Origin of the sequence: Azospirillum sp. B4, assembly GCF_000333275.1 — a bacterium.
In the GTDB taxonomy this organism is placed as follows: domain Bacteria; phylum Pseudomonadota; class Alphaproteobacteria; order Azospirillales; family Azospirillaceae; genus Nitrospirillum.
This window is the reverse complement of record NZ_BACU01000465.1, coordinates 1-23591: the sequence shown is the minus strand read 5'-3', so window position 1 is coordinate 23591 and position 23591 is coordinate 1. Positions and strand designations below refer to the sequence as shown.

21 protein-coding genes are annotated in these 23591 nt (G+C 68.2%); 18 read left to right on the top strand and 3 right to left on the bottom strand.

From position 1 onward, the window contains the following. A partial coding sequence (locus I55_RS37260) for an MBG domain-containing protein (RefSeq protein ID WP_286364313.1) occupies positions 1-1250 on the top strand: 1250 nt, incomplete at its 5' end. Further along, complete coding sequence (locus tag I55_RS20520; protein WP_044562447.1) at positions 1234-3012, top strand: tetratricopeptide repeat protein; 1779 nt, start codon at positions 1234-1236, stop codon at positions 3010-3012. The genes I55_RS37260 and I55_RS20520, both read left to right, overlap by 17 nt. A gap of 290 nt (positions 3013-3302) precedes the next feature. Here I55_RS20520 and I55_RS20515 read toward each other — a convergent pair whose 3' ends face one another. After that, positions 3303-3884: a sensor histidine kinase gene (locus tag I55_RS20515; protein ID WP_199902662.1), complete on the bottom strand. Its 582-nt coding sequence runs from the start codon at positions 3882-3884 to the stop codon at positions 3303-3305. 107 nt (positions 3885-3991) lie between these two features. On the opposite strand from I55_RS20515, the gene I55_RS34940 reads away from it, so the two are divergent. Next, positions 3992-4938, top strand: a protein-coding gene (locus tag I55_RS34940; protein WP_085939907.1) for an IS630 family transposase whose coding sequence is annotated in 2 segments (ribosomal slippage) — positions 3992-4331 and positions 4331-4938 — 948 coding nt in all. Because the reading frame shifts where the segments join, the coding sequence is not laid out codon by codon here. Here I55_RS34940 and I55_RS20505 read toward each other — a convergent pair. Further along, the gene (locus I55_RS20505) at positions 4883-6313 is read right to left on the bottom strand and encodes a 7TM diverse intracellular signaling domain-containing protein (RefSeq protein ID WP_049974343.1); all 1431 of its coding nucleotides are present in this window, start codon (positions 6311-6313) and stop codon (positions 4883-4885) included. The two genes, I55_RS34940 and I55_RS20505, sit on opposite strands and share 56 nt — an antisense overlap. A gap of 24 nt (positions 6314-6337) precedes the next feature. Further along, the gene (locus I55_RS20500; protein ID WP_199902661.1) at positions 6338-7060 is read right to left on the bottom strand and encodes a response regulator transcription factor; all 723 of its coding nucleotides are present in this window, start codon (positions 7058-7060) and stop codon (positions 6338-6340) included. 342 nt (positions 7061-7402) lie between these two features. Here I55_RS20500 and I55_RS39360 point away from each other — a divergent pair, with 342 nt between their 5' ends. The 15 genes from I55_RS39360 to I55_RS20425 all read left to right on the top strand — a co-directional run. Then, complete coding sequence (locus I55_RS39360) at positions 7403-7534, top strand: hypothetical protein (RefSeq protein WP_307718721.1); 132 nt, start codon at positions 7403-7405, stop codon at positions 7532-7534. A 58-nt stretch (positions 7535-7592) separates the two neighbouring features. Next, positions 7593-7871 carry an NHLP leader peptide family RiPP precursor gene (locus tag I55_RS20490; protein ID WP_044562444.1) on the top strand — a complete coding sequence of 93 codons (279 nt, stop codon included), beginning with the start codon at positions 7593-7595 and terminating at the stop codon, positions 7869-7871. 25 nt (positions 7872-7896) lie between these two features. Continuing rightward, positions 7897-8172 (top strand): NHLP leader peptide family RiPP precursor, encoded by a 276-nt coding sequence (locus tag I55_RS20485; protein ID WP_083901294.1) that lies wholly within the window; start codon positions 7897-7899, stop codon positions 8170-8172. Positions 8173-8219: 47 nt separating this feature from the next. After that, positions 8220-8507, top strand: a complete 288-nt coding sequence (locus I55_RS20480; RefSeq protein ID WP_044562442.1) for an NHLP leader peptide family RiPP precursor — start codon at positions 8220-8222, stop codon at positions 8505-8507. A 44-nt stretch (positions 8508-8551) separates the two neighbouring features. After that, positions 8552-8806, top strand: a complete 255-nt coding sequence (locus I55_RS20475) for an NHLP leader peptide family RiPP precursor (RefSeq protein ID WP_044562441.1) — start codon at positions 8552-8554, stop codon at positions 8804-8806. A 65-nt stretch (positions 8807-8871) separates the two neighbouring features. Then, the gene (locus tag I55_RS20470; protein WP_044562440.1) at positions 8872-9141 is read left to right on the top strand and encodes an NHLP leader peptide family RiPP precursor; all 270 of its coding nucleotides are present in this window, start codon (positions 8872-8874) and stop codon (positions 9139-9141) included. An 82-nt stretch (positions 9142-9223) separates the two neighbouring features. Then, positions 9224-9502: an NHLP leader peptide family RiPP precursor gene (locus tag I55_RS20465; protein WP_044562439.1), complete on the top strand. Its 279-nt coding sequence runs from the start codon at positions 9224-9226 to the stop codon at positions 9500-9502. Between the two features lie 31 nt (positions 9503-9533). Then, positions 9534-9806 carry an NHLP leader peptide family RiPP precursor gene (locus I55_RS20460; protein WP_252181233.1) on the top strand — a complete coding sequence of 91 codons (273 nt, stop codon included), beginning with the start codon at positions 9534-9536 and terminating at the stop codon, positions 9804-9806. A 48-nt stretch (positions 9807-9854) separates the two neighbouring features. Further along, the gene (locus I55_RS20455; RefSeq protein WP_044562437.1) at positions 9855-10136 is read left to right on the top strand and encodes an NHLP leader peptide family RiPP precursor; all 282 of its coding nucleotides are present in this window, start codon (positions 9855-9857) and stop codon (positions 10134-10136) included. A gap of 35 nt (positions 10137-10171) precedes the next feature. Continuing rightward, positions 10172-12412: a TOMM precursor leader peptide-binding protein gene (locus I55_RS20450; protein WP_044562436.1), complete on the top strand. Its 2241-nt coding sequence runs from the start codon at positions 10172-10174 to the stop codon at positions 12410-12412. Positions 12413-12422: 10 nt separating this feature from the next. Further along, complete coding sequence (locus I55_RS33325; RefSeq protein WP_049974342.1) at positions 12423-13298, top strand: hypothetical protein; 876 nt, start codon at positions 12423-12425, stop codon at positions 13296-13298. Between the two features lie 46 nt (positions 13299-13344). Further along, entirely contained in the window at positions 13345-14331 is a 987-nt protein-coding gene (locus tag I55_RS20440) for an NHLP bacteriocin system secretion protein (protein WP_044562435.1), read from the top strand. Then, entirely contained in the window at positions 14331-16487 is a 2157-nt protein-coding gene (locus I55_RS20435) for an NHLP family bacteriocin export ABC transporter peptidase/permease/ATPase subunit (protein ID WP_044562434.1), read from the top strand. Before I55_RS20440 ends, I55_RS20435 begins: the two co-directional genes overlap by 1 nt. Beyond that, complete coding sequence (locus I55_RS20430) at positions 16484-18673, top strand: NHLP bacteriocin export ABC transporter permease/ATPase subunit (RefSeq protein WP_049974341.1); 2190 nt, start codon at positions 16484-16486, stop codon at positions 18671-18673. Before I55_RS20435 ends, I55_RS20430 begins: the two co-directional genes overlap by 4 nt. A 656-nt stretch (positions 18674-19329) precedes the next feature. Beyond that, positions 19330-23591 (top strand): S-layer family protein (locus I55_RS20425; RefSeq protein ID WP_148293867.1); only part of this gene is annotated, 4262 nt, incomplete at its 3' end.

Below are 23591 nucleotides of genomic sequence, written 5' to 3'. Positions count from 1 at the left end.
GCCGCTGGACGCTGACGGTGACCCCGGCGGCGTTGACCATTACCGCCAGCGGGGCGACCAAGACCTATGGGACCAGCGCCAGCCTGACGGGATACAGCAGCAGCGGCCTGGTGAATGGCGACAGCATTGCGGCCGTGACCCTGGCCAGCAGCGGCAGCGGCACCGCCGCGTCGGTGGGCAGCTACAGCGTTGTGGCCAGCGGCGCGACGGGCACGGGGCTGAGCAACTACTCGGTGAGCTACGCCGATGGCACACTGACCGTGACCCCGGCGGCGCTGACCATCACGGCCAGCGGGGCGAGCAAGACCTACGGCACCAGCGTCAGCCTGACGGGCTACAGCAGCAGTGGGCTGGTCAATGGCGACAGCATTGCGGCCGTGACCTTGGCCAGCAGCGGCAGCGGCACGGCGGCGTCGGTGGGCAGCTACAGCGTCGTGGCCAGCGGGGCTACGGGCACGGGGCTGAGCAACTACGCGGTGAGCTACGCTGCCGGCACGCTGACGGTGATCCCGGCGGCGCTGACCATCACGGCCAGCGATGAAAGCAAAACGGCGGGCCTTGATCTGGTCCTCGCGGGTTACGGCGTGACGGGATTGGTGAACGGAGACGGTGTCACCCGGGTGACCTTGAGCAGTCCCGGCGCCCTGGCTTCGGCCGCGCCTGGCAGCTATGGCATTACCGCCTCTGGCGCCATCGGCACGGGGCTCGGCAATTACACGATTCTATATCAGACCGGGTTGCTGAGCGTCGGTGCGTCCGCGGCGCTGACCACAAGCACCTTGCAGCGCCAGGTCGTCGCGGCCCTGCTGCCGATCGCCAGTCTGGCCGCCCCCGCCGTCACCGCCAGTCTCGGTGGGGGCGTGGGGAGCGTCAGCGCGCCGGCCACCGCCAGCGGCACCGTCTCGACCGGGGCGACAGCCGTGACCACTGCCTCCGCCACCACCGGCACAGCGGCTTCGACGTCGTCGGGCGGCGGCGATACCGCGGTGCCGGGCGCGGCCGCGTCCTCGGGTGCATCCGGCGGAACCTCGTCCGGCGCGTCCGGCGGTACGTCCGCCAGCGACAGTGGCGCACCTTCAAGCAGCACCGCCTCGCAAGGCACCCGCGGCGGTGAGAGCGGCGGCGGCCCGGCATCCTCGGCGCAGACATACGCCGTTTCATCCGCCGGTAGCGAAGGCGGCGTGTATAATCAGCTACAGATGACGTCAGCCCCCATTCAAGGCACGAAGCAGGATGAGCGGAAACAATAGCGGCGACTTTTCCATCCCGGTGGTCGAACGCAGCGGCGACATGCTGATGGAGCTGGGCCGGCGCGTCCCCGCTTTCGCGCAGGGACTGCAGCTGCAATCCGCCGGAAGGACGGCCGAGGCGCGCCAGGTCTTCCTGCAACTGACCGAGCGTCCGGAGCTGACGGCGCCCAGTTTGCACCAGCTGGGCGTCATGGCCGCGTATGAGGGAGATAATTTGAGGGCCGCCGGCCTGTTCGAGCACGCCTTGAAGATCGAACCCGGCGAATCTCTGTATTATTGCTCGCTGGGCACCGTGTTCGAGCGCATGGGGGACCTGCCGCGCGCCGCCTCCGCCATGCTGAACCTGGCGGTCATGCTGCAGACCCGTGGCCAGCATGTGGATGCCATTCCTCTCTACCGCCGCATCCTGGCGCTGTCCCCCTTGAACTATTCCGCCTGGGTCAACATGGGCACGGGATTGGCCTGGATGGGCCAATCGCGCGAGGCGGTCGTGCCGCTGATCGTGGGCGTCATCCTCTTTGGCCGGGTGCTGCCCGAAGCGCGGGATCTGGGCAGGCAACTGGTTGACGAGACCGGCGACCGCCTGCCGGAACTGACCGCGGCGCTGGCTACCCTGCCGGAGGGGATGCCCGATGGCCGGCTGGAACGGCTGGAGGAGGTTCTTCAGACCCTGGACAAGGCCCTGCGCACCGCCGGCTTCATCGACGCCACCGTGATGGCGCTGGATGTGGCGCTGAAGCTGGCGCCGGGCAACGCGCTTGCCCGCTGGAACCATTCCCTGGCGTGCCTGGCGCGCGGCGACTTCGCCACCGGCTGGGCCGATTATGAGTGGCGCTGGGTATGGGACCAGTTCCCCGAGCCCCGTCGCATCCTGGCGGCACCGCAATGGCGGGGCGAGAACCTGGAGGGCAAGCGTATCTACGTCTGGGGGGAGCAGGGGTTCGGCGACATCCTCCAGTTCACCCCGCTGGCCCATATCCTGAGGGACCGCCATGGCCTCGCGGATCTGGTGCTGGAAGTGTCTTCCCCGCTGACCGGGGTTTTGAGTACCGCCCTGGCCAAGGACGGCATCCGCGTCGTTTCCCGCCCAGACAACCCGCACAAGTTCAGTATCGAGGAATCGTTTGATTACCACGTGCCGCTGTTGAGCCTGCCGCACATGCTGTCGCTCCGCGTCGCGGACCTGCCCTTGCTCCCCGGCTGGCTGACCCTGCCGGAGGATCAGGTGGCCCGCGGCGGGACCTTGCTGCCGCCGCCCAGCGGCCGGCGCCGCGTCGGCGTCGTGTGGGCTGGCCGTCCGCAACATTCCGAGGATGCCCGCCGCTCCTTGCCGCTGGCGCATCTGGGGGCCGTCCTCGACGCCATTCCCGACGCCGACTGGTTCTCGTTGCAGGTGGGGCCGCGGGCGGGAGAGGCCCTGGCCTTCAAAGGGCGGCTGCATGACCTGAGCCCCCAGCTTCAGGACTTCATCGACACGGCGGCCGTCATCGCCAATCTGGACCATGTGGTGGCCGTGGACACCGGGGTGGCGCATCTGGCCGGTTCCATGGGCAAGCCGGTTTCCCTGCTGCTCGCGCATTCCGTCGACTGGCGGTGGGGCATCGGCGGCACGACGTCGCCATGGTACCCCAACCACCGCGTGCATCGCCAACCTGCCCTGGGCGATTGGCTGGGCGTCATCGCCTCCTTGAAGGAGGAACACGCGCAATACGGGAGGGATTTCTCCGCGCCGGTGCCTGTTGCATCAGGCGAGGGTAGATGATCATGCCGTCAGGCCGCGAAGCGTCTGGCGCTTCGGTCAGGACGGCGATCAGATGACTGGAGCGCGCGATCGCCATCAGCCGGCAGCCGACCAGCCTTTCCGGGGCGGCGATCCGCCCTTCGTATTTCACCGTCAATCTTTCATACCCGCTGTGTCCATCCTAAGGGGCGGACTCCAGGGGAACGTGGGGCAACATCCTGAAATAAATGAAAAGGTGGCAAATGGATCGGGGGCGACCAGAGCTGGCCGGACCCCACCCCGGATTCAATTCCTGCCGTTTCCATGCGGCCTCAGTCGGTCGTCGCAGCGCCTTGGTTCAGTGGCAACCACAGCGTGAACCGCGTGCCCATGGGGCCGGACGTCCAGGCGACCGTGCCGCCCACGGCCTGGGCGCGGCGCTGCTGATTGCGTAGGCCCCGGCCCCCAGTGGCCGCCACGGCCGCTTCCGTGTCGAAGCCCCGGCCGTCATCCTCGATGGTGACGCGCACGCCGGCCACAGGCCCCTGGGTTTCGGGGGCGGTAACCAGGCGTATGGTGCTGGCCTGGGCGTGGTGCAGGATGTTGGCGATGCCCTCCTGCAGGATGCGCAGGATGTGCAGGGCGCTGGATGGGTCCAGCCAGGCAAGCGTCGGCAGATCCTGGACATCCCACGCCAGGGTGATGCCCGATCCCTCCAGCCGTGGTTCCAACCGGTAACGCAGCGAAGCCAGCAACAGCAGCAGGTCGGCGTCCACCGGCTCCATGGAATCGATGGCCAGCTTCAGGTCGTCCAGGCAGCCCTTGAGGATTTGCGAGACCTTGGCGTCGTCCACGGCGCCCTGCTCGACGGAGCGGAGGGCGCTGATCAGCGAGGCGCCCACGCCGTCGTGCATGTCCTGCATTAGAGCGGGATGAAATAAGGCTGATTCGGGATTGGATTCCCAACGAGCTTGGAATGTGATTCAAGGTTACCGGTTTGATTTATATGGGGCCGGGAACGATGGGTCGTCCGTACTCGATGGATCTTCGTCAGCGCGTTGTTGACGCGGTTAAGCTTGATGGCCTGTCACGCCATCAGGCCGCGAAGCGGTTTGGCGTTGCGGTGAGCACGGCGATCAAATGGCTGGAGCGCGAGGCGGTAACCGGCAGCGTGGCTCCTGGTCAGATGGGAGGGCATAAGCCGAAGGCGATCTCCGGGGAGCACCGGGACTGGCTGCTGACGCGCTGTGCCAGCGGCCCGTTCACCTTACGTGGTCTTGTCCGTGAGCTGGCGGACCGGAATTTGAAGGTGGACTACCGCTCGGTCTGGGAGTTCGTGCATGCTGAGAAACTGAGTTATAAAAAAAGACTTTGGTCGCCACGGAAAGAAGCCGGCCGGACATCGCCCGCCACCGGGAGCGATGGCTGAGACTGCGACCGGGGATCGACCCGTCTCGATTGGTGTTCATCGACGAGACGTGGACCAAGACTAACATGGCGCCGTTGCGAGGCTGGGCCCCGCGTGGGCAACGGTTACCTGGTCCGGCCCCCTTCGGCCATTGGAATACCATGACCTTCATCGCCGCCCTGCGCCAAGATCGCGTGGATGCGCCGTGGCTGATCAAGGGGCCGATCAACGGCGAGCGCTTCAGGATCTATACCGAGCAGGTCCTTGTCCCGACATTGAAGCCCAACGACATCGTCATCATGGACAATCTCGGCTCACATAAAGGCAAGGCCGTCCGGGACGCCATACGGGCGGCCGGGGCCAGGGTGATCTTCCTTCCAAAATACTCACCCGACCTGAACCCCATCGAGCAGTTCTTCGCCAAACTCAAGCATCATCTGCGTCAAGCTCAAGAGCGATCTGCCGATGGCCTCTGTGCCGCCATCGGCAAAACTCTCCAAACCGTCACTCCCGCAGAGTGTTCAAACTACCTCGCCCATGCAGGGTATGTGCGAACCTAAAATCATCACGCTCTAGGCGCTGACGCTCCTCGCTGATGGTCTGGCGTCGCTCCGCCTCGCGCAGGCGCCGGTGGCTGACCTCCAGCTCCGCCTCGCGGGCGCGCAGCCGTTCCGCCAGGCTGGCGTTCACCCGCTCCACCTCCGCGATGGCGGCGACATAGCGCCGGTACATCACCGTGCCGCACATGGCGAAGGTGACGGCGTTGGTGTAGGCGCCCAGGAACCAGCCCTCGGGGCCCAGCACGTGATTGTGCATCATCCAGTCGGTCTGGCCCAGCACGGTGCAGAGAGCCAGGCCCCCGGCCAGCAGCCGCGCCTCGGGGAAGCGGTGCCAGGCGCAGGCCACACCCACCACGCTGACGGTGGCCGCCATCACCACGGCGACCGCGTAGATGCGGGGCACGATGACCGGTGTGCTGGGCAGGACAGGCAGTACGCCGATCACGGGCAGGGTCAGGATGGTAAGGACGCTGGTCACCCCCACCACGGCGCCCGTCAGCAGCGCGAGCGGCCGCCCGTGCAGCATCCGCAGGAAAAGATGGAGAATGACGATCAGCCAGAACAGCGCGTTTATGGTCAGCCACGCGAACCAGTCGCTGGTGATCGGAACGTCCAGATAGAAGTGCAGATGGGCCGCGAACGAGATGGCGGCCAGGCTGAAGAACAGCAGGTAGCCGGTGTCGTGACGGCGGCGGAGCCAGACGAACAGGGAAAACACACCCACCGCCAGGAAGGCGGAGTTCAGCGCCATGGGCAGTTCGCGCTGCAGCAGCTGGCGCATGCGGTGCCGGACGTTCAGCGTCTGCTCCGGCCCCACCCAAAGCGACGACAGCGCGACCGGTGTGGTCGGGGCGTGGTCCAGACGGATCAGGATGTCGTCCGGCGGCGCGCCGTCGGCGCCCGGGTCCAGCACCAGCCACAGGGGCGTGAACAGGCCGTTCCAGGGCCGCCCCCGCCGCTGCTGCCAATCGATCAGCTTACCGTTCACGTAGACGGCGTAGGGTCCGTCGGTATCGATGCGGGCGCCGTACAGCGCCAGGGGCCCGGCGCCCACCGGCAGATCGCGCGTGGACACCCGGATCCAAGTGGTGGCCGGATAGCCCGCCGCCATGGCCGGCACCGTTTGATCCACCGGCACCATGGGTTCGGCATAGGGCAGGGCGATCGGCCGCCAGGTGCCGGTTGGCATCCGGCCATCCAATGTCGCCGGGGGGCGGGCTGGTGTGTCCCCGATGGCGGCCAGAATCTCCGCATGGGTCAGGCGCACGGCCTTCCCCGGCCCCCCTGCCACTTCGTGGATGCCGGCGATCAGCAGCGACATCACGGAGAATAGCAGCACGGCTGCGGCCAGCAGGGAGGCGGGACGGTACGTCATCAGCGGTTGTCGCGGGCCTGGGGGTCAACTGTTCAGCAGGCCCAGGGTCCTGGCCTCGTAAATCGCTTCAGCCTTGGAGGTGACCTCCAGCTTGCTGTAGATGCGCCGCACGAAGGTGCGCACGGTGAAGTGCGACAGGTCCAGCATCCGCGCCACCTCCACCGAGGTGAAGCCCTTGGTGATGAGGGCCAGCACCTCCCTCTCGCGCGGGGATAGCAGCGAGGGGGCTTCCTCATGGGCGCCGGCCCTGGCCGGACCGGTGTCGCCCTGGGGCGGGCTCTGGGGCGAGATTGCCACTTCCGTCCCCCGGTCGCGGAAGCGCAGCAGGATCTGCCGGGCGATGATGGGGCTGATGGGGCTGCCGCCCGCGGCCACGCTGCGGATTTCATCGACGATGCGGACCGGTGCGCTGTCCTTCAGCAGATAGCCCGCCGCCCCGGCCTCGATCGATCGCATGACGTGCGCCTCGTCCCCGAAGCCGGAGCTGACCAAGATGCTGCATTCCGGCCAGCGTTGGGCGGCGGCGCGGATGATGTCGATGCCGCTGCCGTCCGGCAGGCCCAGGTCGACCAGCAGCACGTTGGCCGGCGGCCCGTCCAACAGGGCCAGCCCATCGGCGCGGGTGACGGCCACGCCGGTCAGCCGCAGATCGGCCGCGCCCTGGACCGCCTGGCGCAACGCGTCCAGGAAGCCGGCATCGTCCTCGACGATCGCGACGGCGACACGGGACGGCGCTGTGGTGGGCATGGGCTGCATAAGGGAGGCTGCCTACAAGGGTATGCGACGGCTGCTGTCGCGCGTTTGTTCTACAGACAAGATCCGGCCCCGTAAATACTCTCACACGAGATCGGCAGCCAGTACATGGGGACGCCAATAACGGTCTGGGGATGATCGGTATTTGGCAAGCAGTCGGCTGCGCCACTCAAGATGGGGGAGTATGGGCATGAACGCGCAGGAAAACCTGAAGATCCCCAGCCGCGTCATCGCCAAGGCCTGGGCCGATGAGGGCTTCAAGGCAGGGTTGCTCGCCGATCCGGCACGATCCTGAAGGCCGAGGGCCTGGAACTGCCGGCCGGCGTCGCGTTCAAGGTGGTGGAGGACAGTGCCGCCGTGCAGACCCTGGTCCTGCCCACCCGGCCGACGGACCTGTCCGACGAGGACCTGGACCGGGCCGCGGGCGGTGCCTGCAGCTGGTGCGTTTTCTGCGAACTCAGCCTGTGAGTTTTGCGTCCCGTCCGACGGGAACCGGCACATCCTTTCAAGATCAAGGAGAGACGAGATGATGGGTGAAGACAGCGCCCGGGCCTATGGCCGGGTGGTGGCCAAGGCTTGGTCCGACGATGGGTTCAAGGCGCGGCTGATGGCCGACCCGGTGGCGGTCCTGCAAGCTGAGGGCCTGGCCGTGCCGCCGGGCCTGACGGTGACGGTGCTGGAGAACACACCGACCCGGTACACGCTGGTGCTGCCGGCCCGGCCGACGGACCTGTCCGACGATGATCTGGATGAAGCGGCCGGCGGCTGGTGCGGCTGTGTCATGTCCAGCGACTTCTGCCTCTAAGTCATAGACCGGCGGGGACGGGAAGATGATGGGGAACACCGATAACGCATACGGCAAGGTCGTCGCCAAGGCGTGGACCGATGGCGCGTTCAAGGCGCGACTGCTGGCCGATCCGGCCGGCACGCTGGCGGCCGAGGGGATGGCGGTGCCGCCCGGCGTCCGCCTGACGGTGATCGAGGATACCGCCGCTGTCCAGACCCTGGTGCTGCCGCCCCGGCCGGCGGACCTGTCCGATGACGACCTGGCGGGCATCGCGGGCGGAACGCCCTGGCCCCGCTGCATGTGCTTGTGCGGTCCCTGACCAGACCCTGCCGCAGGCGCGACGTTGAAGCCGAAGGAAACCAAGACATGACGGATGAAGAGACCGCGAAGATCGCCGGCAAGATCATTGCCAAGGCTTGGGCGGACGACACTTACAAGGCGCACCTGCTGGCCGACCCGGCCGCCGTGCTGACGGCGGAAGGCGTCGCCCTTCCGGCGGGCGTCACCTTCAAGGTGGTGGAGGATACGGCTGGGGTTCAGACCCTGGTGCTGCCGGCCAAGCCGACGGAATTGTCCGACGAGGATCTTGGCGGCGTGGCCGGTGGCCGGCCGGTTCCCGGCCCACCCGTTCCCCCCAAGCTCTACACATTCTGATTTTCCAAAGGAACGGCGGCCCAAGAATCTTGGGAGAGGGCGCGATGCTGACCGCGAACATTCTCAACCGGATCATCGCCAAGGCCTGGGCTGATGAGCGCTTCAGGATCCGCCTGCTGGCCGATCCGGCCGCCATCCTGGCCGCCGAAGGCATCGACTTCCCGACGGGTGTGACCGTCAGCGTGGTGGAGAACACCGCCACGCACCTGAACCTCATCCTGCCGGTCCCACCCACCGACCTGTCCGACGACGAACTGGACGGCCTGGGTGGGGGCTTCGGCTGGTGCTTCACCCTGTGAAGTTTGCGCGACGACCACCCTTCGGCGCCCATCAACCCAAACACACAAGCATCAGGGAAAATGACATGACGAACGAAGAGAACCTGAAGGTCACCGGCAAGATCATCGCCAAGGCGTGGGCTGATGAGGGCTACAAGGCCCGGCTGCTGGCCGATCCCGCCGCCGTGCTGACGGCCGAGGGCGTCGATCTGCCAGCGGGCATCACCTTCAGGGTGGTGGAGGATACCGCCGCCGTCCAGACCCTGGTGCTGCCGGCCCGGCCGGCGGACCTGTCCGATGACGACCTGGACACTGCCGCCGGGGGATTTCTCAGCGGTTTCTGCCCCGCCTTTTAAGGCCTCGGTCGAGATGCCCGGTGGCGGGGCATGCCGTCACCGGAGCGTCCCCCACGCTGTGACATCCGGAAAGGATAGGGAAATGCTGAACGAAGAGAACGCCAAGGTTAGCGGCCGCATCATCGCCAAGGCCTGGACCGACGAGGGCTTCAAGGCGCGCCTGCTGGCCGACCCGGCCGCCGTGCTGAAGGCCGAGGGGGTGGAGGTGCCGGCCGGCGTCACCTTGAACGTGGTGGAGAACAGCGGGACCGCCTACACCCTGGTGCTGCCGGCCCGGCCCACCGACCTGTCGGACGAGGATTTGGACAACACCGCCGCTGGCGCCATCCTGTGCGTCATTCCCTGCGGCTCGACTTTTTGACGCCGACATGACGGCGGGGGAAAGAGATGCGGTGATCAGCGCCATCATCGCCAAGGCGTGGGGGAGCGAGACCTATCGGGCCCGCCTGCTGGCCGACCCTGTGGCCGTCCTGAGAGGCGAGGGCATGGACCTGCCTGCCGGGATCGCCATCCGGGTGGTGGAGGACACGACCGGTACCCGGACCCTGGTCCTGCCGGCCAAGCCCGTGGACCTGACGGAAGAGGAATTGGGCCGCGTCGTGGGCGGGGCCGACCCGTCCCACTGCGCCAACTGGTGCCTGTGTTGCGCCAACTGCGCCATCTGACCGGCCTTGCATAGCCCTTCAATCCCTGACCGCGAGAGGAATTGCGCCGTGACCCATGAGGAAAAAGCCAAAGCCTATGGCCGTGTCGTCGCCAAAGCCTGGGCTGACGACGCCTTCAAGGCCCGCCTGAAGGCCGACCCCGTGACCGTCCTGCGGGACGAGGGGGTGGACATCCCGGCGGGCATGGCCGTCACCGTGGCGGAGAACACCGCCACCGCCTGCACGCTGGTGCTGCCGGCCCGGCCGGCCGACCTCAGCGACGAGGAACTGGACGTGGTGTCCGGCGGCTTCGACCTGGCGGCCCACTCGGCCTGCGCGCCGATGTTCTGACCCATCCATATCCAGACGACCACGGCACCCTATCCATGTTGAAAATTCCCGCCCTGAAGGCGCACCTGCGCGCCGCCGTCATCCCTGGCGAAGGTGTCCTGCTGCTGACCGAGGACGGCGCCAAGGTGTTGCACGGTGCCGCGTATGAGAAGGTCGTGCCGATGATCGACGGCCGGCGCTCGGCCGACGACATCGCCGACGCCTTGGCGGGGCAGGTGGATGCCGCGCGCGTCTATTTCGCCCTGGCCCGCATGGAGGAACAGGGCCATCTGGCGGCGCCGGCGCCCGATCTCGCCCCGTCCGTGGCCGGCTTCTGGCAGGCGGCGGGCGCCGACGCCCGGGCGGTTCAGGACGCGCACGCCACCCGCCGCGTGGCGTTCATGACGGTCGGCGGCGTGGACGCGGCCCCCCTGCGGGCGGCGCTGGCGACGGCGGGCTTGGCGGAGGAAGCGCCTGAGGCGGCCGATCTGTGGATCGTCCTGGCCGACGACTACCTGCGGCCGGAGTTGCGGGACATCAACGGTCGGGCGCTGGCGGCGGAACGGCCCTGGCTGCTGGCGCGCGCCGGCGGGCGGGAGCAGTGGCTGGGCCCCTATTTCGAACCCGGTGCCACGGCCTGCTGGGAATGCCTGCGGCGGCGGCTGGCGCGCAACCGCGCCACCCACCGTTTCGCGGCGGCCAAGCTGGATGCCCAGGGCCCGCTGGTGCCGCCTGTGGGGCTGGCGGTCACCCAGGCCGCCACCTGCCACGCCGTGGCGCTGGAGGCGGCATTGATCCTGGCGGGCCTGCCCAGCACCCTGAAGGGCCAGGTGGTCAGCCGCGATTGGGTTACCCATGCCCAGCAGACCCACGTCCTGACGCGCAACCCGCTCTGCCCCGCCTGTGGCACGCCAGCGGAACCGGTGGCGCGGCCGCTGGAACTGGGCACGGCCCGGGCGGCCTTCCAATCCGATGGCGGCCACCGCGGCGTGTCGCCCCAGGCGACCTTGGCTGCGTACCAGCACCTGGTCAGCCCCATCACCGGCGTGGTCAACGTGTTGCAGCCGGCGACGCCGCCGGACGAGACGCTGGCCCATGTCTACGTCGCGGGCGCGAACGCCTCCCGCCCCATTGATTCCTTGCGCGACCTGAAGCGCAGCCTGCGCAGCAGCAGCGCCGGCAAGGGCGTGTCGGAGGCGCAGGCCAAGGTCAGCGCCCTGTGTGAGGCGCTGGAGCGCGGCAGCGGCGAGATCGTGGGCGACGAGGTGCGGGTGCGCCGGGCCTGGCAAGACTGGCCGGCGGGGGAGGCCATCCACCCCAACGTGGTCATGGGCTACAGCGAGGCCCAGTTCGCCGATCGCGAGGCGCAGAACGCCAAGCAATCGGTCTTCAACATCACGCCCCATCCGCTGCCCGACGATCACGCCGTGGACTGGACGCCGCTGTGGTCGCTGACCGAGAAGCGGTTCAAGCATCTGCCGACGCAACTGGTCTATTACGGCGTCGACGGCGGGCGCAGCGGGGCTGACTTCTACGCCATGGGCTGTTCCAACGGCAACGCCGCCGGCAACACCCGGGAGGAGGCCCTGCTGCAGGGCTTCTTCGAACTGGTGGAGCGCGATGCCACCGCGCTGTGGTGGTACAACCGCCTGCGCCGCCGGGGCGTCGCGACCGACACCTTCAACGATCCCTACCTGCCGCGCATCGCCCGGCATTACCGGGAAAAGCATGGGCGGGAGACCTGGGCGCTGGACCTGACGTCGGACCTGGGCATCCCGGTGTTCGTGGCCCTGTCCCGTGAGGTCGACGCCCCGCAGGAACGCATCCTGTTCGGCCTGGGCTGCCACCTGGACGCCCGCATCGCCCTACAGCGCGCCTATGCCGAGATGAACCAAATGCTGGGCCTGGCCACCGCCGAGGTGGAAGGCAAGATCGAGGATCCGGAGACGCTGCACTGGTTGCAGACGTCCACGCTGGAGAACCAGCCCTATCTGGCGCCCGACCCGGCCCAGGCGCCGGCGCGGCATGAGGACTTCCCGGTGCAGCACAGCGGCGACTTCCTGGCCGACATCAACCACTGCCTGTCCATCCTGGATCGTGCCGGCCTGGAGATGCTGGTGCTGGACCAGACGCGGGCGGAATTGGGCCTGCCGGTGGTCAAGGTGGTCGTCCCCGGCCTGCGCCACTTCTGGGCGCGCTTCGCCCCGGGCCGGCTGTACGACGTGCCCGTGCGCATGGGCTGGCTGGACCGGCCGCTGGCCGAGGCCGAGCTCAACCCCATTCCCATCTTCGTGTGAGGGGCACGCCATGAGTGAGTTTTCGGAAAGCCTTTCCCTGCCCGGCGGCCTGCATCTGGAGGCCTCCGGGGAGCGGTTCCGCCTGCATCGCCTGCCGCCCTGGCAGCCGGGCCCGGCCGACAGCCTGTCGGCGCGGGGCTCGGCGCGGGCGACCCGGCAGTTGATGTCCGGCGCCATGTATGCCGGCTTCTCCGCCGCGGTGGCCGCCGCCACCGGGCCGCGTCCGTCCTCCGCCCAGCGTGACGTGTTTCTGCGCTATGTCCACGGCCTGGCCGCCGGCTGGCGCACCACCGGCGTCACGCCGGACGCCATGCGCCTTGCCGCCGATCGTCTGGAGGAGCGGGGCCAGGTCACCGTCGCCGCCTACTGCCGCCATGTGGCGGAGGAGGAGACGGGTCACGACACCCTGGCCTGGCTGGACATGGAGGCCTTGGGTCTGCCCGCCGCGACCTTCGTGGATCGCCTGCGTCCCCACACGGCGATGGCCTTGGCGGAACGGCACCGGGCGCTGGCGGAGGCGGCGGAGCCCATCGCCGTGCTGGGCTACGCCTATGTCCTGGAGCGCACCAGCCTGAACGTGACCGCCGAGGTCATCGCCGAGGTGGAGGCCGCCTTGCCGGCCGGCGTCGTCGCCACCCGCTGCCTGCGGGTGCACAGCGCCGTGGGCAGCGACATCGGCCATGTCGACGAAAGCCTGGAGTTCATCGCCGGCCTGGACGCGCGGGACCGCGCCATCATCGCGCGGGAGGCGTTCAACACCGCCCGCATCATGGGCGGGGGCGATGATTATCCCGGCGACGACGCCATGCGCGACCTGCTGACCGACCTGGGCCTGCTGACCGGGCCCGGGGTGATCCAGCCGGCGCCCGCGCGCGCCTGCGCCTGACGGATATGGGAGTAAAGGGGGCGGGTATTGAAGGGATATTGGGGGCATGAGTAATCCGATTTTCCGCAAGGCGGCCTTGGACGGCCTGTCCTCGCCGGAACAGCTGGACCAGTTGGTCCAGGTGACGCCGGCGCGCGCCTGGATCGCCCTGTGGGCGTCCGCCGTCCTGCTGGTGGCGATCCTGGCCTGGGCCGTCTTCGGCACCCTGCCGTCGCGGATGGCGGGACGGGGGGTGCTGATCCATGACGGCGGCACCTTCAACGTCGTGGCCGTGGTCGACGGCGTCGTGGCCGACATGGAACACCTCAGCCCCGGTCAGCATATCGCCAAGGGCCAGGTGCTGGGCCGCATCATCGACCCGGCGCTGGCCCAGCAGATCGCCTCCGCCGAGGCCTATGTGCGCACCCTGGATGCTCCCAAGGGGGCCGCAGCCATGGCGGGCGCCCCGGAGACCCGCGCTCAGGCGCAGCAGGAACTGGACCGCCTGCGCTTCGAGGCGGCGTTGGATCACCGGGTGGTCAGCGACCATGACGGCGAGGTGGTGGAGGTCATGGCCACCAACGGCCACGCCGTGAAACCCGGCGACCCCATCGTCAGCATGGAATACGGGGAGTCCCCGCTGCGCGCCGTGCTGTACCTGCCACCCTCCAGCAACGCCAAGCTGCTGCGGCCGGGCATGACCACGGAAATCTCGCCCGTCACCAGCCTGCGCGAGCGCGACGGCTATCTCATCGGCCGGGTGCGGTCGGTGTCGAAATACCCGGCGACGCAGGCCGGCATGCTGGCCCTGCTGCCCAATCCCGCCCTGGTGGACGAGCTGGCGCCGGAGGGCCCACCCATCGCCGTGGAGGTCGACCTGGTGCCGGATCCTCGGTCGCAAAGCGGCTACCGCTGGTCCTCCCCCGCCGGCGACGCGCTGGAGATCAGCAGCGGCACCCTGTGCAGTGGCAGCTTCGTGCTGGAAAGCCGCCGGCCCATCGCCCTGCTGTTCCCCTTCCTGGACAAATCCTCCCCCAGCCGGGCGCGTGACTGATGACCGGTCTTCCCTTCAAGCGCCGGCTGCGCACGCCCACCATCCTGCAGATGGAAGCGGTGGAATGCGGCGCCGCCAGCCTGGCCATCCTGCTGGCCTACCACGGCCGCCATGTCTCACTGGAGGAACTGCGGGCCGCCTGCGGCGTCTCCCGCGATGGTAGCAAGGCCAGCAACGTGGTCAAGGCCGCGCGGGCCTACGGCCTGACCGCCGGCGGCAAGCGTTATGACATCGGCCAGCTGCGCCAGGCGCCCATGCCCGCCATCGTCTTCTGGAACTTCAACCACTTCCTGGTGGTGGAGGGTTTCGGCACGGGCGTGGTCCACATCAACGATCCGGCCACCGGCCCCCGCACGGTGACGGATGCGGAGTTCAGCGAGGGCTATACCGGCGTCACCCTGGCCATGGCGCCGGGGCCGGAGTTCCAGGAGGGCGGGAACGAGCCCAGCTTGGCCAGGGCGTTGGCCCGCCGCCTGCGCGGCGTGCGCGCCGCCTTCGCCTTCGTCGTCATCGCCACCCTGGCCTTGGTGCTGCCGGGCCTGGCGCTGCCGGTATTCACCCAGGTGTTCATCGACGAGATCCTGATCAAGCGCCTGGATGGCTGGCTGCCGCCCCTGTTGCTGGGCATGCTGATCACCGCCGGATTGCGCATGGGGCTGACCGCCTTGCAGCAGTCGCAACTGCTGCGCCTGGAAACGCGGCTGTCACTGCAATCCTCCGCCAGTTTCTTCTGGCATGTGCTGCGTCTGCCCATAGAGTTCTTCAATCAGCGCTATGTCGGCGACATCAGCGTGCGCGTGGCTGCCAACGATCGTGTGGCCCGTCTGCTCGCCGGCGACCTGGCCACCAACGCCGTCAACGTCCTGTCCGTCGTTTTCTACGCCGCCATCATGGCCACCTACGATGTGGGCCTGACCCTGGCCGGCCTCGCCATCACCGCGCTGAACCTGCTGGTGCTGCGGGGCATCGCCCGCAAGCGGCGGGACGACAATCTGCGGCTGCTCCAGGACCGGGGCAAGCTGATGGCCGTCACCATGGGTGGCGTCGAAACCATCGAGACCCTGAAGGCGACGGGCGGCGAGGGGGATTTCTTCGCCCGCTGGTCCGGTCATCTGGCCAAGGTCATCAACGGCGAGCAGCGGCTGGAGCTGAACACCCGCCTGTTGGCTGTCCTGCCCAATCTGCTGAACGCCCTGGTCTCCGTCGCCATCCTGGGCCTGGGTGGCCTGCGGGTGATCGATGGGCGCATGTCCATCGGCATGCTGGTGGCTTTCCAGGGTCTGATGGCCAGCTTCACCCAGCCGGTGACCAACCTGATGGGCCTGGCGGGCAAGCTGCAGGAGGCGCAGGGCGACATGGCCCGCCTGGACGACGTCCTGAACTTTCCCGCCGCCGTTGGCGGGGCTGGGGACGGCGAGCCCGAGGGCGGGGCGTTGGCGGGGCGGTTGGAGCTGCGCAACCTGCGCTTCGGCTACAGCCGGCTGGAGGCGCCGCTGATCGAGGATTTCAGCCTGACGCTGGAACCCGGCCGCCGTGTCGCCCTGGTGGGCGGCTCGGGCAGCGGCAAGTCCACGGTGGCCCGCCTGGTCACCGGCGTGTTGAAACCATGGGCGGGGCAGGTGCTGCTGGACGGCATTCCGTGCGATCGGATCGCCCGCGACCGGCTGCACGCCACCCTGGGCAGCGTCGACCAGGACGTCTACCTCTTCGCCGGCACCATCCGCGATAATCTCAGCCTGTGGGACGGCACCCTGCCGCCGGAGGAGATGGTCAGCGCCGCCCGCGATGCCGCCATCCACGACGTCATAGCTGCCCGGACCGGCGGCTATGACGCGGTGGTGGAGGAGGCGGGGGCCAACTTCAGCGGCGGGGAGCGCCAGCGGCTGGAGATCGCCCGCGCCCTGGCTGGCCGGCCGCGCGTGCTGGTGCTGGATGAGGCGACATCCGCCCTGGATCCGGTGACCGAGAAGACCATCGACGGCAATTTGCGTCGCCGTGGCTGCGCCTGCCTGATCGTGGCCCACCGCTTGTCCACCATCCGCGACTGTGACGAGATCATCGTCATGGAGCGCGGGCGCATCGCCGAACGGGGCAGCCATGACACGCTCATGGCCCTGGGCGGCCGTTACAGCACCCTGATCGCGACCGACCAATGACCGACGCTTCCCTCGACCAGCGGCTACAGGACAAGGCCCGTGCCGACGGCCGCATGTTCGCCTCGTCCATCGGCGACCTGGCCCAGGTGCTGGCCGGGCAGGCGGCGGATTCCGCCGTCCTGCTGGGCACGGGCGACGCCTTGGTCGACGCCTGCCGGCAGGTCTTCCGCGCCGCCGGCATCACGCCGGCCGTGTCGGCCCCCGCCGTCGATGACCCCATCCAGCGCCTGGAAGGCCTGGCCCGCCAGGCCGGGGCCGCCTGGCGCGTCGTGGCCCTGACCGGCCGCGACTGGTGGCGGGATGGCGCCATGCCCCTGTTGGCCTTCCGCAAGGACGGCGCGCCCGTGGCGCTGCTGCCGGTGGCGCGCGGCGACGGGCTGTGGCTTTGGGACCCCGCCGCCGGCACGCGGGTGCGGCTGGATGCCCAGCAGGCGGCCGGGCTGGAGACCCAGGCCTTCGTCTTCTACCGGCCCCTGCCGGATGAGCGGATCACCCTCTGGAGCCTGGCGCGTTTCGCCCTGCGAGGCAGCGGCCGCGACATCGCCCGCCTGCTGCTGCTGGGCGCGCTGGGCGGCGTGCTGGGCCTGGGCGTGCCCGTGGCCACCGGCGCCCTGATCAACACCGTCATTCCGGCGGGAGAGCCGGGGCGGCTTGGTCAGTTCATCCTGCTGTTGCTGACCGCCACCCTGGGCGTCAGCGCCTTTGAGCTGACGCGCGCCATCGCCCTGCTGCGGGTGGACGCGCGGGCTGCCATCAGTGTCCAGGCGGCGGTGATGCAGCGGGTCCTGCGCCTGCCGGCCCCCTTCTTCCGGACCTACGCGGCGGGCGATCTGACCCAGCGCATCTTCGGCGCCACGCAGATTCTGCACAGCATCAGCGAAAGCGCCCAATCGGCCCTGATCAGCTGGATCTTCAGCCTGGCCAGCTTCGCCTTCCTGTTCACCATAGACTGGCGGCTGGGCTTGCTGGTGGCGACGCTGGCCGGTATCGCCATGGCGACGGCGGTGGGCATCAACCTGCTGCGCTTGCGGCTGGAGCGGCGCATGATTGCGGTGCAGGGTGACCTGGCCTCCCGCGTCTTCCAGCTGCTGACCGGCATGGCCAAGCTGCGCGCCAATGGCGCGGAGAAGCGCGCCTTCGCCCTGTGGGCAACGCGTTTCGCCCAGCAGAAGACGCTCAGCTTCGGCGTGCAGCGCCTGGTCAACTGGCTGGAGGTGTTCAATGCCGGTTATGTCGTCCTGGCCTCCCTCTGCCTGTTCGCGGCGGTGGTGGACGCGGCACCGCTCAGCACCGGCGCCTTCGCCGCCTTCAACGCCGCCTTCAGCCAGTTCTTCGCCGCCACGTTGGCCATGACCATGGCGGTGACCAACGCGCTGAGCGCCGCCCCCCTCTATGAACGCCTGCGCCCGCTGCTGCAGGCGCTGCCCGAACCCAACCGGGTGCAGGCCGCCCCCCGGCCCTTCACCGGGGCCATCGACATCAGCCATGTCAGCTTCCGCTACAGCGCCGACGGCCCGCTGGTCCTGGACGACGTGTCCATCAGCATCCGCCCTGGGGAGTTCGTGGCCATCGTCGGCGCGTCCGGGTCCGGCAAGTCCACCCTGTTCCGCCTGCTGCTGGGGTTCGATCGGCCACAGGGGGGCGCCATCTATTATGACGGCCAGGATCTGGCCGGCCTGGATCTGGGGGCGGTGCGCCGGCAGCTGGGCGTGGTGCTGCAGAACGGCAAGCTGATCCCCGGGCCGCTGTCGTCCAACATCATCGGCGCCTCCCCCCGCCTGACGGTGGACGACGCGTGGGAGGCGGCGCGGCTGGCCGGCCTGGACCAGGACATCCGCGCCATGCCCATGGGCATGCACACGGTGATCGCGGAAGGGGCCGGCGTCATCTCCGGCGGGCAGAAGCAACGGCTGATGATCGCCCGCGCCATTGCCGGCCGGCCGCGCATCCTGCTGTTCGACGAGGCCACCAGCGCCCTGGATAACGCCACCCAAGCCATCGTGACGCACAGCGTGCGCGGGTTGCAGGCCACCCGCGTGGTCATCGCCCACCGCCTGTCCACCATCATCGAGGCCGACCGCATCTTCGTCATGGACCAGGGCCGCTTGGTGGAAAACGGCAGCTACGCTGACCTTATTGCCCGAAGTGGTGTTTTTGCAGATTTGGCGCGGCGCCAGTTGGTGTGATCAATACCCCGTCCCGGCGTCATAAAATCCAGCGGTATCCCAGTATTCGGATCGATGGTTATTGGAGGAGTCATCGGGAAAAGGACCATCACCGCTGTGGCGCGTTTGTTCTACAGACAGGTTCTGGGCCCGTAACTACTCTCACATGAGATCGGCGAACGGGACATGCCGCAGCCCGTCCGGGCCCTGGTGCCGCCCGCCCGACAGACCTGCCCCGATGAAGACCTGGATCATTCCAGGGGCCCGAAATGCGGGGGGTGTTCCTGCTGGAGTGTTTGAGCCAGAGGGGAATGGGCAAATGCTGAACGGTTGGTCTGAATGCGTATACGGAAGGTATTATTGGTTAATATTGAGTTTTTCTCTATAGTACTATGCGATATTACATAAGAATAATGCATGAGGTTTGCGGTGGGGCGAAAAGAAATCACTCTGAATGTTTCAATGGAAACAATCTGTTAGCGGATTTGAGCCAGTGGTGTAAGGCGGCGGGCTTTCTGTGGGGCGATCAAAAAAGTATGGGGGCAGGGATGGGGCTGCGAGGGGCTGGCGGGGCTGACACCTGTCCGCAAGAGATACAATGCAACCACCGGCTGCGGCTTGCGCGTGCCCGGCGGGTTTTTCTGGCCGGCTCCTCCCTGGCGGTGGTGGCCGTCGGCATGGCGGCGCCCCGGCCCGTCCACGCCCAGACCGCCTATACCACCTACAGCGGCAATTTCACTTCCAGCGGCGTGACCCTCACCGGCAATACGGTGATCGGCGCCGGCACCATCGGCGCCTTGTTCAAAAACGCCCGGGTCAATCCGCTGCTGATCACCGCCGGCGGCACCATCAAAACCGGCCTGGGCGGTATCGCCCTGATCAACGGTTCGTCGATCACCAGCATCGTCAACAGCGGCGTGATCGGCGGCTCCAGCTTCGCCGTCTCCATTTCCAGCGACAGCACCCTGGGCGCGCTGCGCAACAGCGGCACCATCCTGGGCGCCGTCATCAACAACGGCAGCACGGATCTGACTCTCGGCGGCGGCACTGCCGTGGGCACCTACACGGGCATGAGCGGCCAGGGCACCATCACCAACACGCTCAGCAACCTGATCCTGACCGGCGGCTTCCTGCTGAACGACGCCGTCAACGTCAGCGGCCACACCCTGATCAACAGCGGCGCCGCCGTGACGTTGACCAGCATCGTCACCGTCACCGGCGATTACACCCAGGCGTCCGGGACCCTGGCGCTGGGCACCGCGGGCCAACTGATGGTCAGCGGCGGCGCCAGCCTGACGGGCGGCCTGGTGACCGCCACCCTGTCCACCCTGGCATCGAACACCAATTATCTGGCGGGCGATGCCCTGGCCACCCTGGTAGCCGCCGGCAGCGGCAGCTACAGCGGCGTGACCGGCAGCATCACCAACAGCCTGACCCGCTTCGCCGCCACCATCGGCACGGATGGCACCAACCTGGTGGCGCAGGCCCTGAACGACTATATCGGCGCCAGCACGCCCAGCCTGACGCTGGCCGACACGATCGACACCAACGGCCTCGTCGCCGTCGCGGTCTTCGTGGCGCCCAGCATCAGCGTCGGCACCCTGGTCAACACCGGGCACCTGACCACCAACACCATCGGCATCAGCATTGGCACCGCCGCCACCATCGGCACCCTGGTCAACGACGGCACCATCGATACCCACGTTCTGCCTGGTTTCACCGCGCAGACCGGCATCGCCCTTGCGCGGCGCGCCAACGTCGGCACCCTGTCCAACACCGGCACCATCCAGGCCCGCTACGGCATCACGGCCTTCGACGCCACCGTCGGCAGCCTGTCCAATACCGGCCTGATCAAGGGGGAATCGCACGGCATCGGCATCTACAGCACGGCCAGCACCATCCAGACGCTGAGCAACGGTGGCACCATCGACATGCGCGTCGGGTCCGCCGGCATCCTCAGCAGTTCCACCATCGGCACACTGATCAATACCGGCGCCATTCTCCTGGGCGCCAACAGCACATACAACTACGGCATCATTCAGCGGACGACCACGCTCGGCGTGCTGATCAACAGTGGCCTGATTTCGGCGCCCACCGCCCTGCTCGTGCAAAGCGTCAGCAGCGGCAGCGGCGCGTTCCTGACCATCGTGAATTCCGGCACCATCGCCGGCGACGTCAGCACCAGCACCCTCACGAACAGCGTGCCCGACCTGACCGTCCTGGGCGGCAGCGGCGCCACGGTGGGCACCCTGACCGGCTATTCCGGGACGCTCAATCCCGGCGGCACCGCCGTCGTGGGCGTGTTCACCAACGCCACCAGCGATCTGTATTTCGCCAGCGGCAACCTGCTGCTGAACGACCGCGTCACCGTTGGCAGCCACACCGTTCTCAACACTGGTGCGGCCCTGACGCTGGTGAACTCCATCAAGGTCACCGGCAACTATGCCCAGACCGGTGGCAGCCTGGTCCTCACCAACAGCGGCATGTTGTCGGTCAGCGGCAGCGCCAGCCTGACCAACGCGAACGTCACCGTCACCCCCAACGCCGCCGGCAATTATGTCGTGGGCAGCCCCGCCACCCTGGTGGCTGGTGGCACGGGGTCCGATTTCACCGGCGTCTCCCTCGTCGTCAGCCCCACCGCCCACATCAGCGTCACCAGCGGCACGGTGGGCAACGCCCTGGTGCTGCTGGCCAGCAGCAATTATATCGGCGGCACCCTTGCCACGCTGACCAACAGCGGCAGCCTGTCGGCCGCCACGGCGGTCTACATCGCGGCGTCCGGCAGCCTGGGGCAACTGACCAACACCGGCACCCTGTCCGGCACCATCCTGAACCTGTCGGCCGTCGACCTGTCCATCACCGGTGGCGCCGCCGGCACGGTCGGCGCGCTGACCGGCGGCGGCATCATCAACACCCTCAGCAATGTGGTGCTGGGCGGCAACCTGCTGCTGGACGACACTGTCAACGTCACCGGCCACACCCTGGTGAGCAACGGCGCCTCCCTGACCTTGTCCAGCGTCGTCGCCGTCACCGGCAACTACGCTCAGACGTCCGGTACCCTGGAACTCGCCGCCGGCACCGGACTGGTGGTCAGCGGCACCGCCAGCATCACCGGCGGCACGGTCAACGCCGCCGTGTCCACCCTGTCGACCATCGGCAGCACCTATCTGGTGGGCGACGCGCTGGCCACCCTGGTGGCGGCTGCCAGCGGCGCCTATTCGGGCCTCAACGGCACCGTGGCCAGCGGTCTCGGCCCCCTGACGGCCGCCTTGGGCACGGACAGCGCCAATCTGCTGGCGGTGGCCACCAACGACTATATCGGCGCCAACGCCGCCAGCCTGACGCTGACCGGCACCGTGGATACCGGCAGCATCGCCGCCTATGTCGCCAGCGGCGTGTCCATCGGCACGCTGGTCAACGCCGGCCACCTCACCGCCGGCACCGTGGGGGCGGGGATCGACGTGGCGGCGGCCAGCATCGGCACCCTGGTCAACAGTGGGCTGGTCGACGCGCGCGTCAGCGCCAGCACCACCCAGTTCGGCATCCGCGTCGGCACCGGCGCCACCATCGGCACGGTGTCCAACACCGGCACCATCCTGGCCCATGTCGGCATCATTAGCCAAAGCACCGTCGGCGGCCTGATCGCCAACAGCGGCCGCATCGCCGTGGACGGCAGCGGCTTCGCCATCGTCAACAACGGCACCGTCGCCACGGTCAGCAACAGCGGCACCATCGCCGCCACCCTGGGCGGGGTGGGCATCTACAACGTCGGTTCCATTGGCGCGGTGCTGAACGGCGGGCTGATCACCGTCAGCGGCGGCACCGGCAACCAATACGGCATCCTGCAATCGCTGCGGACCGTGGGCCAAGTGGTCAACAGCGGCACCATCCAGGCGCCCGACGCCGTGGCGCTGGTCTTCGGCGGCAGCATCGGCACCCTGGTCAACATGGGCCTGGTCGCCGGCAACATCGTCAACGGCACCCTGAACGACAGCTATTCCTACGGCGACTTGACCATCGCCGGCGGCAGCGGCGGCACGGTGGGCACCTTCACCGGCTATGGCGCCGGCAGCCAGGGCACCATCAGCAACACCTTCAGCAATGTGGTCTTCACCACCGGCGACCTGCTGCTGAACGATACCATTGATGCCGCCGGCCACAGGGTGCTGAACACCGGCGCCGGCATAACACTGGCCAACACCGTCAGCATCACCGGCGACTATGCCCAGACGGGCGGCAGCCTCAGTCTGACCGACGGGGCCCAACTGGTGGTCAGCGGCGGCGCCAGCCTGACGGGCGCCCTGGTCAGCGTTTCCAACCTGCCGACGCAGGCCAACTACGTCGTGGGCGCACCCACCACCGTGGTGGCCGGTGGCGCCGGGTCCGACTACACCGGCGCGTCCGTCGTCGTAGCGCCACAGCTGGGGATCACCCTTTCCGGCGGTGATGACGGCACCAACCTGCTGTTGCTGGCGCAGAGCGACTACATCGGTGGCACCCTGGCCACCTTGACCAACACCGGCACCGTCTCGGCGCCCACGGCGGTCCATATCGCTTCGACCGGCAGCCTGGGCCAACTGGTCAACACCGGCACCCTGTCGGGCACCATCCGCAACCTGTCTTCCCATGACCTGTCCATCCTCGGCGGCACGGCGGGGACGGTGGGCCTTCTGACCGGCGGCGTCCTCTTCAACACCCTAAGCGACGTGGTGATGTCCGGCGGCCTGCGCCTGGCCGAGAACGTGAACGTCAGCGGCCACACCCTGGTCAACACCGGCGGCACCATCGATGCCACCGGCAACCGTGTCATCACCGGCGATTACGTCCAGACGGGCGGCGCCCTGATCGTCGCCAGCAACACCGGCTTGACGGTCAGCGGCGGCGCCAGCATCAGTGGCGCCACGGTCAGCGGCACCGTGGCGGTCAACAGCGGCGCCAC

What these genes read in the sequence shown, in the direction of transcription:
- I55_RS20430 (WP_049974341.1), top strand. Translation starts at nt 16,484, where the DNA reads ATGACCGACGCTTCCCTCGACCAGCGGCTACAGGACAAGGCCCGTGCC.
- I55_RS33325 (WP_049974342.1), top strand. Translation starts at nt 12,423, where the DNA reads ATGAGTGAGTTTTCGGAAAGCCTTTCCCTGCCCGGCGGCCTGCATCTG.
- I55_RS20480 (WP_044562442.1), top strand. Translation starts at nt 8,220, where the DNA reads ATGACGGATGAAGAGACCGCGAAGATCGCCGGCAAGATCATTGCCAAG.
- I55_RS20505 (WP_049974343.1), bottom strand. Translation starts at nt 6,313, where the DNA reads ATGACGTACCGTCCCGCCTCCCTGCTGGCCGCAGCCGTGCTGCTATTC.
- I55_RS20485 (WP_083901294.1), top strand. Translation starts at nt 7,897, where the DNA reads ATGATGGGGAACACCGATAACGCATACGGCAAGGTCGTCGCCAAGGCG.
- I55_RS20435 (WP_044562434.1), top strand. Translation starts at nt 14,331, where the DNA reads ATGACCGGTCTTCCCTTCAAGCGCCGGCTGCGCACGCCCACCATCCTG.
- I55_RS20450 (WP_044562436.1), top strand. Translation starts at nt 10,172, where the DNA reads ATGTTGAAAATTCCCGCCCTGAAGGCGCACCTGCGCGCCGCCGTCATC.
- I55_RS20500 (WP_199902661.1), bottom strand. Translation starts at nt 7,060, where the DNA reads ATGCCCACCACAGCGCCGTCCCGTGTCGCCGTCGCGATCGTCGAGGAC.
- I55_RS20465 (WP_044562439.1), top strand. Translation starts at nt 9,224, where the DNA reads ATGCTGAACGAAGAGAACGCCAAGGTTAGCGGCCGCATCATCGCCAAG.
- I55_RS20520 (WP_044562447.1), top strand. Translation starts at nt 1,234, where the DNA reads ATGAGCGGAAACAATAGCGGCGACTTTTCCATCCCGGTGGTCGAACGC.
- I55_RS20515 (WP_199902662.1), bottom strand. Translation starts at nt 3,884, where the DNA reads ATGCACGACGGCGTGGGCGCCTCGCTGATCAGCGCCCTCCGCTCCGTC.
- I55_RS20440 (WP_044562435.1), top strand. Translation starts at nt 13,345, where the DNA reads ATGAGTAATCCGATTTTCCGCAAGGCGGCCTTGGACGGCCTGTCCTCG.
- I55_RS20490 (WP_044562444.1), top strand. Translation starts at nt 7,593, where the DNA reads ATGATGGGTGAAGACAGCGCCCGGGCCTATGGCCGGGTGGTGGCCAAG.
- I55_RS20470 (WP_044562440.1), top strand. Translation starts at nt 8,872, where the DNA reads ATGACGAACGAAGAGAACCTGAAGGTCACCGGCAAGATCATCGCCAAG.
- I55_RS20475 (WP_044562441.1), top strand. Translation starts at nt 8,552, where the DNA reads ATGCTGACCGCGAACATTCTCAACCGGATCATCGCCAAGGCCTGGGCT.